The sequence below is a fragment of the Fibrivirga algicola genome (genome assembly GCF_011742925.1).
Lineage (GTDB): Bacteria > Bacteroidota > Bacteroidia > Cytophagales > Spirosomataceae > Fibrella > Fibrella algicola.
The window spans coordinates 436,114-455,322 of sequence record NZ_WAEL01000005.1; the positions used below are offsets into that span (position 1 = coordinate 436,114).

Sequence of the window (19,209 nt, forward strand, 5' to 3'; positions counted from 1 at the left end):
ACAAGTAATATGGGACATACAGTTTGTGAGTTGCTTCTAAAGATAACTACAAAAAATCGTTTCTGAATATTCTATGCATAATCTTAAATATCACACGGCCTTTTAAGATAGATTTTAAATCAGTTCTATACTTTAAGTTTTCTGTTCCGGATATACCATAGCAAATCGGGTAATCTATTGGAGGTAACCAAAGTTCTCCATCAGCAATACTTCTGTGAACAGCTCTTGCCAATACATGCTCGAAGTAGATATCGTTCTTCTCGTCGATTAGAGCCATCTCTTTAGATAGATAACTTGTAAAGAAATCTTTTTTGGCAACAAAAAATCTAGAGTCTGCATATTGCAAATAACGCTTTAACCAACATAATACAAATAATTTACTACTTTTTATTGATTCGATAATGGTCGTGGTATTTGAAATATATTGTCTTCCAGAAGATTTTATTATATAAACACTCTTACACAGTATTTCAGACATTTCGAAACCATAATTGATAATTTCAGCTTCACCGTGTCCTTTCCCCAAATAGCTGACGCTGGAAACAAATTGCACAAATTCGCAGTCGGGTCTACTTTCAAACAGAGAGTTAATAGATTTGGATTCGTAACCGCTATTCTCGATGAAAACTACTGGATAGTTGAGTGACATCCATTTTTCAATAGCTTTATAATAATCTTGTTCTCTTTCTTTATGGTCCAGACGCTTTAAGTTAGGTATGTTTGTTGGGGCAATAGTTCCAGTAAGCAGTATACAGAACATATTGTCTTCCAGATGTAATAACTCGTTTGAGTTTGCCATGAAAAATTTATTTATGAGTTATTTTATGTAATCATATTTTTTTTCTTCAACAGTACTAAACAGGGAATAATATAAAACAAAAACATCGGAACAGTTGTACTCCAAACAGCTCCTTCGACACCATAGTTCTTTATGGAAAACACTTTAACAATGAGTGTTAAGATGACTGCTATTGTATAAATAATAGTTTTTTGTTTTATAAATTTACTCGAGAGCATAATATATGAGAGAATGCAGCCAACTCCTGAAAAGAGTATTATATAGAACGCCATCGCTATGATTGTACCTTGTTCAAGTATAGCACTACTTCCAATCCAGAGCTTGATAATATAATTTCCAAATAAATAAATCAATAAACTACAAATAAGAGATACAATTATAGTAATGTATAAACCTTTCGTTATGGATTTTTTGACCCAGTTACTATCCCCCTCAAGTGCCGCTTCGTTTAATACCGGCGTAATGTATGGAGCTGATGATTCGATTGGAACCATTACCAGGATCAGCAATTTGTATGCAATGTTAAATTCTGTTACCATCTCTGGGCTATTGTAATACACAATTAAAGCGCTGTTGCTAGCAAATAAAAGTAACGCAAGTAATTGAACCCAGAAAAACGAAAAACTTTCAGCTATTACAGACTTGATAAGCCCAATATTAGCTTCTGAAATACTTGGAAACAAATCTCGTCTTTTGAAAAGGAAATAATGTATAAAATTGACAATTATAAAAATAGTATTGGTGCCAAATACAGCTAAGATTACTAATGGAGTGTTTATCTCAAACTTATAAAGGATAAAAAGTGCGAAAAGGCCAAATAAGTTACCCCCAGATACCCATAAATTAGTATTATAGCCTTCTTGAAAACCGATCTGAATTTTTTGAACTATTGAAAATGGAACCGATAAACAGAGTATAAAAGCAAATAGATAGACTGAAATTTCTACTTCGTTAATTGCATCTTTAGAATGAATATTAAGGATTTGTTGCCAATTGATATTAAACGTTAGTATACAAAAAAGAAAAAAAACTAGAATTGATGAAAATGCCAAAAAGTAAAAAGTACTTGATATCGTTCTTTGTAATATTGACCTGTCTTCTTTTAATAATCTTGGAACCCTGTTTTGTAAACCAAAGCCAAGTCCTAAGTCAGCAAAATTTATGACTGCAGCAATAGAAGTTATACTTAACATCATTCCATAACGTTCTGATCCAATCGCATTATATATTAACGGTAAATTCAAGAACCCAACTAGCATTCCTATTCCTTTTAACCCAAAACTGCTAGCTGCAGAAAATATGAACTTCTTTTTTCTAACATTCGAAGAGAACATTTTACTATATCTAGTGCCCAAAATTTTAATCAATGGTTTCATGTCTCTAGCCACGATAGGCATAGGGTTGATTGTAAATAGATTTACTGACGTTGCATTAGTCAAGAAAGCTATTTTTTTCTAAATATGGTTACATGGGCTGACCTGTGACGTAGATATCAACTAATGCAAGAAGTTCACAACCTCTATTGGCCGCGGCAAGTACCATTAACCTTCTTGATGGTATTAAAGCAATTGTTATCCCATTTGTATGTTGAGTAGTTTCTAATCAAATTCTCAGCCTACTCGGACAATCAAAACCTCTTGAAATAATTGTGACAAGGATGATCATCTTGGAGTTGAACCGTACTCAAGACTGTGAAAGCGGACAATAATAGTCACACCAAGCTTTTAAAGTGAACAAATATAAGACGTGCTATATTATCATGCTTGCCAAAAACATGATATTGATGTGTGAATTAGTCTGTGAAGAAATCCACTTCCTTTTTACGAAAGAAGGCAGTAATAAGTCCGGGATTGGCTCGCAGTTGAGCCAATTGAACAATAACCGCTTTAGCCAGTTGCTCCAAGTTGATGATAAACACTTGGTTTTTTAGCTTCGTTTCAGATGACTCTACAGCAATTAGACCGGATTTAATTCCGGACTGTAGTCTGGTAATCGGTCTAAATGGACTCGGCCTGCCCGCTAACTGAGCCAGTCTTTAACAAGCTGACTGCGATGAATGGCTGCCCCGTCCCAAATCACCAACAAGCTTCGCTTACGGTAGCGGCTACACAATCGATCCAAAAACCAGACAATATCTTGACTGTTGAAGGGGCAATCCTGGCCGCCTAGGTAGATCCATCCACTGGGCGCAATGGCGGCTATTAGGCTCAAATGAGCGCGTCCTGCTTGCTCTATTACGAACGGGGGTTGGCCTTCAGGTGCCCATATATAGGCTAGTAAGGGCAGTAAGTAATAGGCAGACTCATCAATGTAGACGATAACACTGCCCTCAGTCTTAGCATTTTTTAAGCGCCGGTAGGTGCTCTTCCCGTCACTGTTGGAGGGCGGCCGGGTTTTGCTAACGCGCTTTAGGCTATGTTAGTTGACAGCTCCAGCCGACTCGCTTGAGCAAACGGCCCACTTGGGAGGGGTCATAACTAATGCCAAACAGCTTTATAATGACGGCATTAACGCACAGGCGGGTACATATCTCTCCCTCAAAGTCGTGAACTATCGCCTCTTTTGTTATCTCAATAACTAACTGAGCCAATTGTTGCTCGTCGAGTCGACAAGCGGGTCCAGCAGGCTTTTTCCAGATCAAGGCATCGGGGCCGTCTTGACGATACTTTTTGAGTATTTGGCTCACCCACCCTTCGGTCATTCCCAGGGCTTGGGCAATTTTGACTTGGGGCCAATTCTGCTCTTTGAAGGCGGCACAACGCCGTCGTAGCAATTCATAGTCAGCAAGGGTGTAAATTGCCGTGCTTGAAAAAGACAACATCTTTATGAACCTACTCACACCTCAATAAAAGCTGCCTAGTTAGTAATTTTGTGCCTTTTTGATAATAATGGTAAGCTGTCAAATTTAAAGTAAAGACGACAAGTAAGATTCCGACTGAAAATTCAATACTTAGTCCCTTAATTAGTTTATAGCGTAGCTTTGAAGTGGACTGAGCAACATTACGTTATAAATTTAGTGTATTTAATGTTGTATAAAGCTATTCAATTTTACACAAGATTTGATTATGGAATAGTTTGAATAGTAGCAGACATGACGCTTAAAGTCAGAGCTAGATAAGAGCTGATTCTAAGAGAAGATTATTTTTGTTCTAAGATCCTCCGGATTGATATAACCTTTTACGGTATAGCTCACTTAGTTTGAGCACAGTGTCTGAAAGTGACCGTTCTTAAAATAATTCGTAAAATAATCTTCGAGTCTGACCAAGCCACATCTAAATCTTTAGAACAACTTTAGGTAAGACTAACCGAATTTTTTTTTCAATTAAATAATATCTACTAAAGTATCCTAAAAGTAAAGGATAAATTAACTGGAAACTTAGACCAGTAAATCGAATCATATTATCAAAGGTACTGAACAACGCCATTGTACATAATATTGCAACTGTTGTTGAAAAATAGGGTTTATTAATATCAACCAAAAGTGGTATGAATGACATTAACGTTGTTAGAAGTATAAAAATTGTTACTACACCTATCCACCCCATCCTTCTAAACGGATCATAATATATACTTCCAACTGTCAAAAAACTTGCAATCAAATATTTATCTCCTTCAATTTTGTCCGGATCAGTAGAAGGATTTATTATACGCTTTGTAATAAAATCTGGTATTAACTCACTACCGACGAAATTGTAAGTATTGTATCTAATATGTTTAGCCTCATTTACAGCATTCTGAAAATTAGCAATAGGGGATGAAGCATAAAGATAAAACCAAAAAAATTCACCGGGAATTATACTATCTCGGAAGGTGTCTTTGGCTTCAGCAAGCTCAAATAAATATTCTTCGTTATCTTTAAAAGATCTAGCGAAACCAATAAAGCCAAACATATAAAATACAAATATAAGTGTCAGAATTAAAATAGAAAAAGATTTATAGCTTATGTATTTTGTCTTTTGACAGAAAATGACTAGGCATGACATCAATGTCATTAGGGTAGAACCTCTATTAACTACTAATACACTTAGAATAAATAATATAGCTAAGTAAAAAATAAGCTTTCGATTTCTGTTACTAATGTATTGATGATATAAGTATATTGTATAAAATGGAGCAACTGTCTGCAAAAAAACGTGAAACGTAGGGATGCCAAAATCATAATGAGAATAAGCGTCACCTCGAAAAATCATAAAAAGTGGCACGCCACCATTGTATATAAATTCTATTGTGTAACCAAGAGTAATGGCAGTAGTAAATAGGAAATTGTAATTATTAATTTTAATGTCCTTATAAATATACTTCTTCTGAAATATAAACCCTAAAAATATAGATGTGATAATGCTTATCATAATAAACATAAACACATCTAATTTTATGTCTGGATATAAATTAGACCAACCCCATGTGTATACGAATAAAACTATACTAAACCCTATCGCATAACAATAAAACGGATTACTAATGAATTTTACATTTATCATACTCAATCAGTTGGAAAAAATCGTGTGTCGTCTGGTCAGACTCGAAGATTATTTTACGAATTATTTTAAGAACGGTCACTTTCAGACACTGTGCTCAAACTAAGTGAGCTATACCGTAAAAGGTTATATCAATCCGGTAGGATCTCAGAACAAAAATAATCTTCTCTTAGGATCAGCTCTTATCTAACTCTGACTTCAAGCGTTATCTCTGCTGCTATTCAAACTATTTCATAATCAAATCTTGTGTAAAATTAAGTCATTAAACGATACTTGCGACGATGTTATCATATTTAAGACTAATTTTCTTATCCTTTGTAGGTTTGGATACACCTCTAAATGACGCATATGTTTGGTGATAGGACCCTGTAATCTAATTTGTCTGAGGACTCCGATCGCATACTTTGTGTATTAAACATTCCGGACATGTTCATACTCTTCCAGTTCAGCTACGTGTGCCTTATTTGCAATTATGGTATACAAGGCATCCTGAAAACTGGATTTCGCAGACGTGCAGAGTTAAGAAGCTATACACTCTTTTCTTCTGTAAATACATATTGTTTGAACTCATATCGTTAAATAAATCGTGTAACGAAAGCTATTCTTATCGTTAAGGTTCAATTCTCTTGTAATCAAAATTTATATCTAAACGACTAAATAAGTAGATTATAACTAGCTTCTCTCGTTCTGAAAAGTCTAATTTAATTTATTACCGTATGCATATTCGTTAAATGCTCTTTAAATAAATTTGTTACTGTCGTTAACTTGCACAATGTAAGTAACAGTTAAAAATTTAATTTTAAGCGTTTTATCAATCTCATCGCATCTACCCCAACTGACGATTCGTACAAATGAAAATAGGAATGTACAGTTTGAAATATTGCAGATAGTTTACTTGTCAGTAAGCTGTAAAATTAATTTATGTATTTATCCTCGAAGCGCTGAATACAACAAAGTTATTAATTTCTTACCGAGTCTGTAATTTAGTGTAAATAGAAAAGCAGCCATGGGACCGACTAGGCTTCCCTATAAGATAATTTCAGAGTTTTTCTTTCTCTAAACTTGTAGTTGCATGGGTCATTAAAGATTAGTTCAAATTGTTGTTGTCTTGTCACTAAAATTAGATATTGATTAGATAGTAAGATAGTGTCTGTTATTGGTCTAATAATAAGGTAAAAAGTTGTCCCCAGTCTTTACGAACTTCACCTTCCTTATATACCAAATTATCATATATAATACGTTGATTAATCCCTGCCTCCATTATGTCTGCTAATTGAGAAGAGTCTGTAGGGTTAAAGAGTTTGGCTTTGTCGTAGCTACCAATAGACTCTCTTGCGTAAGGCATATCAGCTACTATCATGGGTAAACCAAATTGCTTTGCTTCGCTAATAGGTAAACCCCATGATTCAAGTAACGATGGAAATAATAGGAAATGGCTACTTTTATAATGGGTAAACACGTCGGCTCTTGAAATGAAGCCTATGTGTTTCAAGTTGGAAAGACTACCATATTTATTTTGCAGGTACTTTGTATACTTATTGTCATTTTCACCAAATGTTAAAATGACCTCGAAATTCGAATACCCTTTTTCATTGAGAATTTTTGTAGCCTCTGCTATCACTTCGATATTTTTAAATATTCTTGGTACTGTAGGATAAAAAAATGTTATACTTTTTGTGTTTGCTTTTACTTCCTCAATAGTTTTATCTGTGGGTAAAGATTTATTCAGAGGATAAGCTACTATAACATTGTGTAAGTTGAATAAGTCCTCAAAACTTGTTTTTAGCCAATTTTGTTGCACGATAACGAAATTGTTTTTTTTGATATTTAACTTGTATAAATATTTATAAAATAAAGAGAACAAAGTTAGTGTATAATCAAAAAAGAAAAATTTTACAGGTGTTTTGTAAAATATAGTGGCATTGTGGCAATATACGGCTCGTATAGTAGCGTCAACATTTGGTGAGATATCGTGAAGTGATAACCATAAATACGGTTTGAGTCGTTTTGAAAGAAAATAAAAGTGAATGTACTCATAATATAGTCGATAAACCCATCGCTTTTTCGATAGCGGGAATTGTATGTATTCAATATTTGGCGCTGATAGTAAGCCTAACTGAGGTACAAGGGCGATGATATGCCACTCTGTGCTGAAGTGTTCACTGAGGTAATTTATGCAATCATTTAATATAGATAGTTTACCGCTATCGGTCATGTTGATACCTGAAACAACAATTAGTCGTTTTATCATTTGTTTCTAATAGTTATACTTTTGATTTCAAACGTTTGAATAACGCATAAAATATGACTATGATCAGATCGATTTCGTTAAAGAAGAAGCATAGCCATAAAAAAGAGTAGAAGAAATTTGTAAACTGATGGTGATGGGGCACTGATGTTAAGATCCATATGAATAGTAGAAAAATTGGCAGACCAAATTCGGCAGTATAAAAAAACCACCTCATGTTCATATGGTTAGACAAAAGACCTTCTTTGTGCTGCTCGAAGCTATAAACTTCTTCGAAGTATTTTGGCTGTAAAAACATGCTATTTCCTGGTCCATAGCCAGTCAGTAGGGTCAGTGGCCTGTCGCGCAGGAATTTCACTACAGGCCATTCAAGATCCTGTTGCAGTGGTATGCCACCTAATTGAGAATCTTCTCCAGTCATCGTTTTAGCTTCCTGGTAGCGATCAAGGGCTCTTTCCAGGGTAAGTGCAAAGGCAATACTATTGGTATATTTCAGCGATGACTCAACCATGTTATCTTTGAATGTTGCCACCGCAAATAAACTGCCCCACACAAATAAAATTCCAATAAAGACTGTCGACTTAGTATTTTTAGTCGTTTTGTAGACACAGTAACTGATTAATGCTACAATACAGACGATTATAAACGTTTGTGAGAGAGTAAGAATGCCCGCCAGTATCACTATTAGGCACTTTCCATATGATCTACGATTAACTAGTATTGGTAACGCCAGTCCTAGGAAAGCAGCTAATGATTTTGGCTCTGAGAACAAAGCAGAAATTCGAACGATAGGTAGCCCATTTGGCAACTGGAAAATATATCTGGACTTATTGCCGACCAGCTCGTTAATCAACTCATCTGCATTTGTGAACATACAAAAAGCTACTTGAAATAACCCTATCACAGAAGATATGTATGCGATTCTGCTAATGAGAGAGTAAACTCGTTCGAAGGTAAAGCATCTCTTATTTTTACGTAGTACGTAAGCTATAGCAAATAATGGAAGGTAATTCTTGACATAGAAGTAAATTGGTTTTAAGAAGAAAATCACTTCGCCTCTCGGTAAGTAATAAAACGAATTTAAATCATATGTGTAGCAGATGAACCCAAACAGACTAGAAAAGAGTGGTAATATTAAGAGCAACAATATATTTCTAGTAAGCGATATTGTTCTATAATAAAATTGCACAAACGTACTAAACAGGAAAAAGGCGCTAATAAAGAAAAAAGGAGTTATTGTTGAACCTATGACACTTATGTTATATGTTTGGGTTGCAAAGCTATAGAGCAAAACTTCAATAACATCTATTGTGCCTTTATAATAGAGAAACAGTAATGCTATGGATATTGTAAGAGTAAGTAAGCTGATAAGTACAGCTACAACCATCCGTTTATGTTTTTAGCCTTATTTGAATGCCTATACTAATTAATAATTGTCGGATATACCTTGATAAGATAGCTAAACTGTACATACAATTGGCGTAAGTAGGAGTATATCCGAGTTTTTTTGTTCTAAGTTCTTTAAGCTCTTGCAATACTTTTCTACTATCACTAATTCCACCAACTGTCATATCAGCGGTTACTGTATGCATATAACCAGTTTTTAAGGACGGTCCCTTTCTGAGTAGCAGTTCATAATCAGCTATAATTTTATAAGTAAGGTCGAATAAGCCAACCTCCTCAAATAATTTCTTTCCGTGAAAAGAGCCTACATGAGCCACGTTCATATAGTGCTTGTACTTTTGCCAATCCCAGGCGCTGCCAACTATTTCACGAACAGTGCCAGAGGCATTGATGAGGGCTACTCGTGAAGATATATAGTCGAACTGGCTAGTGGGGTACTGGTTAATGAACGTCACATAGTGGTCAATTGCGTAACTTTTTAGCCGATCATCTGTCCCCATAAAACATAGCCAGGCACCTTTCGATAAGCTAATTGCTTTATTCCACGCATCGTATATGCCTTGGTCTACTTCACTGACCAAGTGGGAGATGTAACTCGAGTACTTTTTGGCAATTGTTACTGAGTTATCAGTAGACTTACCGTCAATAATTATGAATTCAATATTTTTATATGATTGGCTGACTACGCTTAGAATGGCCTCTTCTATGGTGTCTTCACCATTATAAACAGCCATTATTACGCTTACCAGAGGTGCCTCATTACTATATTGTTTATGGCGATCAATCATGAGTAGCTTCCCAGAGGTACGTTTTCAAAACAGTAGTAATCTCTTCTCCATATCGATTAAGCGCTCCCACTTTGTAGTCAAGTAATACATCTACTGGTAGGTTGAATGGAGGTTCGTCGAGGTAAACACTTGAATTGTGCATAATTCGTGTGTGTGGACCATGCACTTTATCTAAATTGGGTATAATGCTGGATGTTCTGAGTAGCTGTCTTTCGGTGATAATAGCAAATTTGTATGTCTTTCTGACTTTTTCCAGAATAACTGCTATCTCCTGGTTGCTTAGATGCTGAAGTACTTCTCTAATAGTACATGCTTCTGCTTCTGGTAAATCCTGATTTACGGCATTCACGCATTGAAATGTAATTGAGGCGGTACCATACTCTTTCCTATTATGTAGAACAAGTGACTCTACAATATCAAGGCCAGTGTATTTTATGGGGGTAAATAAGTTGCCGAGTAATGCATTTCCAACCCTGAAGTCGCCGCATCCTATATCTACTAGACTGGTTATCCTATTGCTATCTATAAACTCGGCTACAGCTTCTATATATGGATGCGTAGTTTCCTGATCAGAACCAGAGCCGGAATAAAATTTATCCTCACCCGTACCCCAAAGACGATTTGTATATATATCAGTAAACGTGTCTTCTAAACTGGCCTTTCTAAATCTGTTAATTTTTATCTGTTGAATAAATCGTGTAATGCTTTTTGGGAGAATGAGCTTACCTGCAGCAGTAATCGACTTGTTCAGGAAGCTTTTCATAGCAGCAGGAAAGATATGTTTACAGGTTAATTTGCATAGCCTCTGTCGGACCCATAAACTGGCAACGGCTATGCAACTTAACTAGCTTTGATGAAGACAGTTGTATACTGATACATTAGCGAGTTACTAGTAAACGATCAAAAAAGTACACTCTTCAGTTTTACCAACAGCATAATGATGCCCCCCATCAGGACTGATATCCCCATTATAATGGTTCGTTTGGGACCGCTCTTTCTCAGAGGAATCTGTGCTGGCTCAAGTACTTTAAAGACCGGTGTTTCTTCCTGAACTTTAATCCGGGCCATCTCCGTCTGTTTAGACAGCGTGTTATATAACTCTTGGGATAGTAGAAATTCAGCCTGAATTCGTTGCTCTTCAATCTTGGCGGTATTTAGAAATACGCTTCGATTTTGATCTCGGTAGGCCGACAGGGCGTATTCGGCCGCTTGATAGCGCTGTTTGGCCGAGCTAACCTGCTTGGTTAAAAAGGCTACTTCACGCCGGGATTTCTCTGTTCGGTAGGTTGTTACGTAATTGCTTAGGTAATCTAAGGTCAGACTAGCTACCCGCGCAGCGACCACCGGGTCAGGCATCGTAGACACGATCGTTAAGACCCCTGATTTCTTTTCAAATGAGGCAGATACTTTATCACTGACAGCTTGTTGCATAGCCTCTTGCGCCTTAGTGAGTTGAAGTGCGCCACCTGAACTAATTGTATCCGCAGGTAACCGACTTTCATCTGGTTTACTGGTCGACAACCAGCTTAGCAAGCCTGTACCCTGTTGTTGCTGCCAGTATGTCGCAAAGGATACAGGCCGCTTGGAAGAGGTTGGGTAAACTGGCTGGCTAAAGAGTGACAAGGCAAAGGGCACACTGTTGATGATATTGGGGTAGAGATCGGGCTTGACCGCATCGGCGCCTCCCCCCATACTGCCGACATCAATACCGGCTAAACCCGCCAATGACCCTAGACTCCCTAGGTTAGCACCTGCTTTGGTTTGCAACTCGGGTAACACTGAGATCTGGGACGTATACTGGTTGGGCAGCGAGAAGGCATATAGGGCTCCCAGCACGCCCCCAACTACGGCACCTAGTATCATTGCCCGGCGGCTGCGTTTGAGGAAATTAACGATATCGCTCAACCGAATCTCGATAACATCCTCGCCTGAGTCGGTGCTTCGCTGAGTGGGTTCGATGGTCGACATATCGGTATTAGCGTAAGAAGTTTAACACGGCCAGAACGAGCGATCCCGTCACTGACAAAATCGTCACCCGCTCGATGGCGCTCAGCCGATTGGTATCCAGCGGTTTGAAGGGAACCACTACGACCGAACCTGGCTCAATCCGGGGAAAGGTACGTAGGAACAGAAACTGCCTAGTGCGGTCTTTACGCCCGTTAGGGTAGATTACGTACGAACGGCTGGGCCGGGCGTTCTCGGTGTAGCCACCTGCCTGCGAAATGTAATCTTGGAGTGAGGCACCCTCTTCGTAACTCACCGTCGATGGATTTAAAACGCCCCCCTGAATTTCGACTACGTCTGAACGGCGGGGAATAAAGAGCGTGTCCCGGTCCTGCAATAGCAAGTTTCCCTCACTGGCTGGGTTCGCCACCACCGCCCGGATGTCGGTGCCCACGATCTGGCGATTCCGTTTGAGTTGTGAGCCCGGCAGGTAGGCATCGGGCTTGAGGCCCCCCGTTCGCTGGATCAGATCGCTGATCCGCTCAGTGCGACTTAAAATGGCATACGTACCCGGATGCAATACTTCCCCGCTGACCACTACCTGCTGCTGCACCCCGTAGTAGGGTTGGGTACGTACATAAACCACGTCGAAAGGCTGCAGGGTAAAGCGAGCATCGTCCGGGCTAAGCCGAAGTGCCCGGTCTAGGGTGAATCGATAGATTTGAGTGTTGTTCTTATCGGTGGTCGAATCGCTGCGAACCCGGCGGGCAATCTCCACCCGGTTGGCCGTCGCCCCTTCCTGAAAGCCCCCGGCCAGGGTGATCAGGTCCGAAACGGTCATGTTATCGGCGAAGTTGAAGGTGTCCGGCTTATTGATGGCCCCTTCGATAGAGACGTAGTAGAGCTCACGCAGGTCTTTGATGGACTGGATCACCACGCTATCCTGACGTTGTAGAGGGATGTCAGCCACGCTACCGCTGAGTAACTTACTCACGTCGAAGGCGATAGTGGTCATGTCCGTGTTTTCTTTTTCCCGAAAGATAGTGGCCCGGTTGGTAAAGGCGTCTTTTCGCAAGCCGTCGGCGCGGCGGATCAGTTCACCTACGGTGGTGATACCGTTGCCGAGGGCATAGTCGCCGGGCCGCATCACAGCCCCCATAACCTGTACTCGGTTCTCGTAGCGCTCCAGAATGCGACCGATGGTGAATCGATCACCTCGCTGGGGTATGAAGCGGGCAAACTCCTCGGGGGTTAGGGAAATGACCTGTCGCTCACGGGCGGTATTGCGGCGAACCGAGACAGAGGCGGTATAGGCCTCCTCGTTGAACCCACCGGCAAAGCTCAGCAGAGTTTGAAAATTCTCCCCAGGCAGCAACTCGAAGAGGTAGGGGCGGCGAACCTCGCCCTGCACATCGACGCGGGTCTGGTATTCGGCTACCCGAATGACGTCCTGGTCCTGGAGGCGGATATTATCGCGCTGGTCGGCACGGAGCAAAAAGTCGTAGAGGTCGATATTGCGCACCACGCGGTTGCCCCGGATGACCTGGATACGGCGGAAGGAGCCAGTTTCGGGGTTGGGGCCGCCCGCCAGATACAGCGCGTTGAATGCCGAGCTGAGCGAAGAGATAGTAAACGTACCTGGCCGCACTACTTCGCCCACCAGGGTGACACGAATACTGCGGATTTTACCGACCGAGGCAGTGGCATACGTGCCGCTACCGGCAGTGCCAAGCCCCTGAAAACCGCCCTGACGCAGGCGAGCGATGATGCGCTGCTCAGCCTGCTCGACGGTCAGGCCGCTGACAATAACAGGTGCCAGGTTAGGCAGCTTGACAGTCCCTTCGGGGGTAACGCGCAGCCGGAAGTTATCAGAGGAAGCTCCGTAGATATCAAGCAGGATCTCATCATCGGGCCCTACGATGTAGTTACGTGGGGTTGCAATGCGAATATCGGGCTCGAAAGAGAGCGTAGCATTTTGAAAGAGGGAGGCACCAAACACCCGACTACGTACCTGAGACGAGTCTAAGCGGGGCAGGCCAAGCGAATCCATTCGCCGACGAGAGAGCCCACCGGGCAAACTACGTGTAAGGCTGGTATCGGCATCACTGTCAGCTCTACTTTGCGCACTGCGAGGCGACTTGGTGCGGATTTGGGCGATGCGCCGGCGCATTTTACTAATGTCGTCGAGGGTATAGCCCTGTGACATGGCTGCCTGCTCGATCTGAACCTCACTAAGTCCACTTGCCTGGGCTCGTCGGTAGAACTCCTGGACCTGCTCATCAGACAATTGATCGACCCGTGACTGGGCAAGGGCTGCAAGTGTGGAGATAGTCAATAGCAGGCCAAGTATAGCCTGAAAAAGACGGTGGATGTTGGGAGAGTTGGGTTTAATTACCACGTGTACGGTGGGCATGACAAAGGGTCGATGGCCAAAATTTAGACTACAAATCTACTACTGTTTTTATAGAACTTCCGCTCAGGTTAATCTAGCGGTAGGCTGAAGCCAATCAGGCTGTCCTACGCAGTCTGTTCCACACTACCCGGCTGGTACGGGAACTGTCGTTTGTGCCATCGCGGCGTCGACCATCATCCGGGCTACCTCTTCCATTGTATGCCTGGCGGCCCAGCCTAGTTTTAGTTTCGCCTTGGCTGGGTACGCGTGCCCTTCGGCAATATCGGTAGGCCGGAAAAGCTGGGGGTCAGACACTACGTGTTCTTCGTAATTGAGGCCAGCCTGGTCGAAAACTGTAGCGATAAAGTCTTTAAGGGTGTGCGTTTTCCCGGTGGCAATTACATAATCATCAGCTACGTCACGCTGCAACATTAACCACATAGCTTCCACGTAATCGGGCGCCCAGCCCCAATCACGGGCAATATCGACGTTGCCCAAGGTCAGCTTTTCGGGGCTGCCATTAGCAATCCGACAGGCTGCCGACACAATTTTTTGAGTGACAAACCGCTCGGGACGCAAGGGCGATTCGTGGTTGAACAAAATGCCCGTGCTGGCATGTAGTTGATAGGCTTCACGGTAGTTGGCTAGTTGCCAAAAAGCCGCTGCTTTAGCTACGCCATAAGGGCTGCGCGGTCGGAACGGGGTACTTTCGTCGGCCGATAACGTACCTGTATCGCCGAAACACTCGCTGGAACCGGCGTTGTAAAGCCGAATAGGCTGGTTCGTGAACCGGATAGACTCCAGCAGGTTCAACGTACCTATGCTGATGCTCTCCAAGGTTTCGACGGGTTGCTCAAATGAGAGCCCTACCGAGCTCTGCCCCGCCAAATTATATACCTCATCGGGTCTTACTTTTTGAAGCGTCTGTAATACACTCCGAAAGTCGTTGATACTAACCGATACCACGTTGACATCCTGCCGGATACCCAGCCTGTCTAAATTCCGGAATGACGACATTTGGGCGTCACGTGAACCACCATAAACGGTATACCCCTTATCTAAAAGCAGTTTGGCTAAATAGGCACCATCCTGTCCTGACACACCACAAATGAGGGCTGTTTTCATAGTCGTTCAAACTGTTAGTAAGCAAAAGTACCGATCTCTCGGAAAGAACTAATGCCCACCGTGTCATTCTTCCGGTGTTGACCTTCTGGGCAGGCTGTCGTAAATTTACACCATGATTTGTTGCCAGACCGCTTTCTTTGTCCATCATCGCCCTGTTTGCTAACGCAGACTGATGGCTTTGTCTTGTGACCACGTATAGTATTGACTCACGAATAGACCAGCCCGTCTCTGCCAGGAGCCGGGCATTTTTTATGAATACCGTCATTATCAAATACAACGCGGGTAACGTGCAGTCGGTGATGTACGCCCTCGACCGGATTGGCGCCAACTACGAACTAACCGACGACGAAGCCACCATTCGGACAGCCGACAAGGTTATTTTTCCAGGCGTTGGTGAAGCCAGTACGGCGATGGCCTACCTACGTGAACGTAGGCTGGACCGGCTTATTCCCAGCCTTACGCAGCCAGTGCTGGGTACATGTGTAGGCATGCAGTTGATGTGTCGGTATTCTGAAGAAAACGACACCACTTGCATGGGTATCTTCGACATTGACGTTCGTCGGTTTCCGGCGTCGGCTGGCAAGGTGCCTCACACGGGCTGGAACAACATACACAGTCTTCGCGGCCCACTTACAGAGGGGCTAACCAATCTGCCGGTTGATCCTTATGTATACTTCGTGCATAGCTACGCTGCCGATGTCTGCCCCGACACGACGGCAATCTGTGAGTATGGTCGGCCGTTCAGCGCCATGTTACAGCGCGATAATTTCTATGCGGCTCAGTTTCACGCCGAAATTAGTGGCGATGTGGGCCAGCGAATCCTTGAAAATTTTTTAAAGATCTAATACAAACACAGGGTCTCAGAGAACGCTGAGAGTTTAACCGGTAGATACCTCGTCGGCTCTATGTTTCCTGCGATTCTGTGTTTCGATAAGCTATGCATATTATTCCTGCCATTGATCTGATTGATGGGAAAGCGGTTCGGCTTACCCAAGGCGATTACGCGCAAAAGAAAGAGTACAACGCCCGTCCGCTGGAAGTGGCTCAGCAGTTTGAAGACGCTGGTCTGACACGCTTGCATCTGGTCGATCTGGACGGGGCGAAAGAAAAGCGGATCATCAATCATAAAGTGCTTGAACTGATCGCCACGAAGACGAAACTCCACATCGATTTTGGGGGCGGTGTTCAATCAGACGATGATTTGCGGATTGCACTCGACTGTGGTGCGAAGCAGGTAACGGGTGGTAGCATCGCCGTGAAGAACTCCGATATGTTTGAGCGGTGGCTGGCCCGATTTGGAGCCGATGTGCTGGTTCTGGGAGCCGATGCCAAAAACGAAAAAATCGCTGTGGGCGGTTGGGAAGAAGCCACTACGATCTGGGTGTACGATTTTGTAGACAATTGGGTCGAAAAAGGCATTACACACATTATCAGCACCGACGTTGCCAAAGATGGTCTGCTCCAAGGGCCCTCGTTCGATCTCTACAGAAATCTGCAGGAACGTTCGCCTAAGCTGAACATCGTTGCCAGTGGTGGAGTCAGCAACATGGGCGACATTGAGAAACTGGCTGACATGAATATCTACGGCGTAATCGTCGGTAAAGCGATTTACGAAGGACGCGTTACGTTGAAGGAATTGTCGGCCATAAATGAACGGTAACGTATCCATCAGCACCGATAAAGCCCAGCTCGATCTGGATTTGATTCACCGTTTTCTGAGTCAGGAATCGTATTGGGCACTCAATATCCCGATGGAGGTGGTGCAGCGGTCAATCGACAATTCGCTTTGTTTCGGTATGTATGACGGTGCAGTCCAAATCGGCTTTGCCCGGGTCATTACCGATCAGGCTACATTTGCCTATCTGGCCGACGTGTTTGTATTACCTGACTACCGTGGGCGGGGGTTGGCCAAACAACTGGTGGCTACCATTGCCGACTGGCCTGCGTTGCAGGGGCTGCGCCGATGGGTGCTCGTAACCCGCGATGCGCACACGATGTACAACCAATTTGGTTTCACTGCACTCGATCAACCCGACTTGTTTATGCAGCGCAAGCGGGAAAACCCTTATTAACGTATGCTTACTAAACGCATTATTCCCTGCCTGGACATCAAAGACGGCCGCACCGTAAAGGGGACCAACTTTGTCGACTTGCGCGATGCCGGCGATCCGGTTGAACTGGGTGCTATTTACGCGGCGCAGGGAGCCGACGAACTGGTTTTTCTGGACATTACTGCCACGGTCGACGAACGGAAAACGCTGATTGAACTGGTTCGGCGCGTGGCCCATTCGGTAAATATCCCGTTTACCGTAGGCGGGGGCATCTCGTCGGTGGCCGATGTGTCGGCGTTGCTGAATGCGGGAGCCGATAAGGTGTCGATCAACTCGTCGGCCGTACGCCGGCCGGGGCTAATCAATGAGCTGGCTCTCGAATTTGGCAGTCAGTGCGTGGTTGTGGCTATCGACACCAGATACGTCGATGGCGAGCATGTGGTGCATACGCATGGCGGGCGGCGACCTACCGAGCTGCGCACGCTGACCTGGGCGCGGGAACTTGAGGAACGTGGAGCCGGTGAAATCCTGCTCACGTCGATGGATACGGATGGCACCAAAGCCGGGTTTGCCCTTGAACTAACGGCGGCAGTATCGGGCAACGCAAATATTCCGGTTATTGCTTCGGGAGGGGCCGGTACAATGGCGCACTTCACCGAGGTATTCACCACAGGCAAGGCCGATGCAGGCCTGGCTGCGAGTATCTTTCACTTCAAAGAGATCGGTATTCCAGAATTGAAGACGTACCTGCACCAACAGGGTATCTCAATGCGACTAACAACTTAACAGACAGAAGGCTGTAACACAGAGTTTTTGGGAAGAAGAAAATAAATCCGAGTAAATCTGTATCACAGCCCTTTATCTATATAAACATGATTATAAACTTCGATAAATCGCCCGATGGGCTGGTGCCTGCTGTCATTCAGGATGTGGCAACGGGGAAAGTGCTGATGCTGGGCTACATGAATGAAGAAGCCTACCGCAAAACGGAAGCTGAAGGCATTGTTACGTTTTTCAGCCGCAGCAAACAGCGCCTCTGGACAAAGGGCGAGACATCCAGCAACTTCCTGCATGTAAAACAGATGCTGGTCGACTGTGATGGCGATACGCTGCTGATCAAAGCGAGTCCGGACGGGCCAACCTGCCATACGGGCGCCGATACCTGCTTCGAAGAGGTGAATACCGGCAAAGGGCAATTCCTGAATTACCTGCAGGGCATCATCCACGAGCGACGGGTGAATCCGTCCGATGCGTCATATACGGCTTCATTATTCAAGAAGGGCGTCAACAAAATTGCGCAGAAAGTAGGTGAGGAAGCGGTGGAACTGGTGATCGAGGCAAAGGACGATAACGACGATCTGTTCCGTGGCGAAGCGGCCGATCTGATGTTCCATTTTCTGGTCTTGCTGGAACAGAAAAACATGAACCTCGACGATATCATTGCCGTGTTGCAACAGCGCCACGACAAACAATAATTGAATCTCTACGGTTTGACAGCTAACGTTTCTGTATCTAGTTCACACACTAACTCTCAAACCGCAATCCGCTATGGGTATCATTATCCGTATTCTAATTAGCGCCCTGGCCGTTTATATCGCCAGCATTTTTGTTCCCGGCATCAGAGTATCGGGTGGCCCAACGACGTACCTCATTGTGGCTATTGTGTTGGGTTTGCTCAATGCCTTCGTGAAGCCAATACTTACTATTCTGACTATCCCCATCACCATTCTCACGCTCGGTCTGTTTCTGATTGTGCTAAACGTGCTGATGGTGTATCTGGCTGCCTACCTGGTGAGTGGTTTCTCGGTGAGCGGATTCATCGCTGCGCTGCTGTTCAGTATCGTAGTGTCAATCGTCACTTGGCTAATCGATGCCGTGGTTAACTAGAAGTTGACGCTTACTTATGAACTGTCCCGTTATCATACGCTTACTGCCTGTGATAACGGGACAGTTTTTTTGTGGCGCTTTGTTAGGTGGTGT

Annotated in this window: 19 protein-coding genes; 6 read left to right on the forward strand and 13 right to left on the reverse strand. The window is 43.3% G+C overall.

Going from position 1 to position 19,209, the window contains the following annotated elements; all coding sequences use genetic code 11:
* Window positions 1-46: 46 nt before the first annotated feature.
* The 13 genes from F7231_RS15925 to F7231_RS15980 form a co-directional block, all read right to left on the reverse strand.
* Window positions 47-799 carry a hypothetical protein gene (locus tag F7231_RS15925; RefSeq protein WP_166692605.1) on the reverse strand — a complete coding sequence of 251 codons (753 nt, stop codon included), beginning with the start codon at window positions 797-799 and terminating at the stop codon, window positions 47-49.
* A gap of 23 nt (window positions 800-822) precedes the next feature.
* Complete coding sequence (locus F7231_RS15930; protein ID WP_166692606.1) at window positions 823-2,196, reverse strand: lipopolysaccharide biosynthesis protein; 1,374 nt, start codon at window positions 2,194-2,196, stop codon at window positions 823-825.
* A gap of 395 nt (window positions 2,197-2,591) precedes the next feature.
* On the reverse strand, window positions 2,592-2,717 hold the full coding sequence (locus tag F7231_RS27655; RefSeq protein ID WP_262889673.1) for a hypothetical protein: 126 nt from the start codon (window positions 2,715-2,717) through the stop codon (window positions 2,592-2,594).
* A gap of 101 nt (window positions 2,718-2,818) precedes the next feature.
* Complete coding sequence (locus F7231_RS27850) at window positions 2,819-3,118, reverse strand: transposase (protein ID WP_166692723.1); 300 nt, start codon at window positions 3,116-3,118, stop codon at window positions 2,819-2,821.
* Between the two features lie 94 nt (window positions 3,119-3,212).
* Window positions 3,213-3,620 carry a helix-turn-helix domain-containing protein gene (locus tag F7231_RS15940; RefSeq protein WP_166692607.1) on the reverse strand — a complete coding sequence of 136 codons (408 nt, stop codon included), beginning with the start codon at window positions 3,618-3,620 and terminating at the stop codon, window positions 3,213-3,215.
* Window positions 3,621-4,071: 451 nt separating this feature from the next.
* Window positions 4,072-4,689, reverse strand: a complete 618-nt coding sequence (locus tag F7231_RS15945) for a hypothetical protein (RefSeq protein ID WP_166692609.1) — start codon at window positions 4,687-4,689, stop codon at window positions 4,072-4,074.
* Between the two features lie 1,741 nt (window positions 4,690-6,430).
* A complete protein-coding gene (locus F7231_RS15950) occupies window positions 6,431-7,528 on the reverse strand; it encodes a glycosyltransferase (protein ID WP_166692611.1) in 1,098 nt (365 codons plus the stop codon).
* 13 nt (window positions 7,529-7,541) lie between these two features.
* Window positions 7,542-8,399 carry a hypothetical protein gene (locus tag F7231_RS15955; RefSeq protein WP_166692613.1) on the reverse strand — a complete coding sequence of 286 codons (858 nt, stop codon included), beginning with the start codon at window positions 8,397-8,399 and terminating at the stop codon, window positions 7,542-7,544.
* A 517-nt stretch (window positions 8,400-8,916) separates the two neighbouring features.
* Window positions 8,917-9,717 (reverse strand): glycosyltransferase family 2 protein, encoded by an 801-nt coding sequence (locus F7231_RS15960; RefSeq protein WP_166692615.1) that lies wholly within the window; start codon window positions 9,715-9,717, stop codon window positions 8,917-8,919.
* The gene (locus F7231_RS15965; protein WP_166692617.1) at window positions 9,710-10,480 is read right to left on the reverse strand and encodes a class I SAM-dependent methyltransferase; all 771 of its coding nucleotides are present in this window, start codon (window positions 10,478-10,480) and stop codon (window positions 9,710-9,712) included. The genes F7231_RS15960 and F7231_RS15965 overlap by 8 nt, the downstream gene beginning before the upstream one ends.
* A gap of 137 nt (window positions 10,481-10,617) precedes the next feature.
* Window positions 10,618-11,685, reverse strand: coding sequence for a Wzz/FepE/Etk N-terminal domain-containing protein (locus tag F7231_RS15970; RefSeq protein ID WP_166692619.1), 1,068 nt, complete (start codon window positions 11,683-11,685; stop codon window positions 10,618-10,620).
* Window positions 11,686-11,692: 7 nt separating this feature from the next.
* Window positions 11,693-14,074 (reverse strand): SLBB domain-containing protein, encoded by a 2,382-nt coding sequence (locus tag F7231_RS15975; RefSeq protein ID WP_166692621.1) that lies wholly within the window; start codon window positions 14,072-14,074, stop codon window positions 11,693-11,695.
* 123 nt (window positions 14,075-14,197) lie between these two features.
* Window positions 14,198-15,178, reverse strand: a complete 981-nt coding sequence (locus tag F7231_RS15980; protein WP_166692623.1) for a GDP-mannose 4,6-dehydratase — start codon at window positions 15,176-15,178, stop codon at window positions 14,198-14,200.
* A 251-nt stretch (window positions 15,179-15,429) separates the two neighbouring features.
* Between F7231_RS15980 and hisH the strand changes: the two genes are divergently transcribed.
* The 6 genes from hisH to F7231_RS16010 all read left to right on the forward strand — a co-directional run bounded on the left by hisH (window position 15,430) and on the right by F7231_RS16010 (window position 19,116).
* On the forward strand, window positions 15,430-16,023 hold the full coding sequence (hisH, locus tag F7231_RS15985) for an imidazole glycerol phosphate synthase subunit HisH (RefSeq protein WP_166692625.1): 594 nt from the start codon (window positions 15,430-15,432) through the stop codon (window positions 16,021-16,023).
* A gap of 92 nt (window positions 16,024-16,115) precedes the next feature.
* The gene (gene hisA / locus F7231_RS15990) at window positions 16,116-16,838 is read left to right on the forward strand and encodes a 1-(5-phosphoribosyl)-5-[(5-phosphoribosylamino)methylideneamino]imidazole-4-carboxamide isomerase (protein ID WP_166692627.1); all 723 of its coding nucleotides are present in this window, start codon (window positions 16,116-16,118) and stop codon (window positions 16,836-16,838) included.
* Window positions 16,828-17,250, forward strand: coding sequence for a GNAT family N-acetyltransferase (locus F7231_RS15995; protein WP_166692628.1), 423 nt, complete (start codon window positions 16,828-16,830; stop codon window positions 17,248-17,250). The genes hisA and F7231_RS15995 overlap by 11 nt, the downstream gene beginning before the upstream one ends.
* A gap of 3 nt (window positions 17,251-17,253) precedes the next feature.
* A complete protein-coding gene (hisF, locus tag F7231_RS16000; protein ID WP_085411206.1) occupies window positions 17,254-18,015 on the forward strand; it encodes an imidazole glycerol phosphate synthase subunit HisF in 762 nt (253 codons plus the stop codon).
* An 80-nt stretch (window positions 18,016-18,095) separates the two neighbouring features.
* Window positions 18,096-18,704: a bifunctional phosphoribosyl-AMP cyclohydrolase/phosphoribosyl-ATP diphosphatase HisIE gene (gene hisIE, locus F7231_RS16005; RefSeq protein WP_166692724.1), complete on the forward strand. Its 609-nt coding sequence runs from the start codon at window positions 18,096-18,098 to the stop codon at window positions 18,702-18,704.
* Between the two features lie 73 nt (window positions 18,705-18,777).
* Window positions 18,778-19,116, forward strand: coding sequence for a phage holin family protein (locus tag F7231_RS16010; protein ID WP_085411204.1), 339 nt, complete (start codon window positions 18,778-18,780; stop codon window positions 19,114-19,116).
* Window positions 19,117-19,209 lie beyond the last annotated feature (93 nt).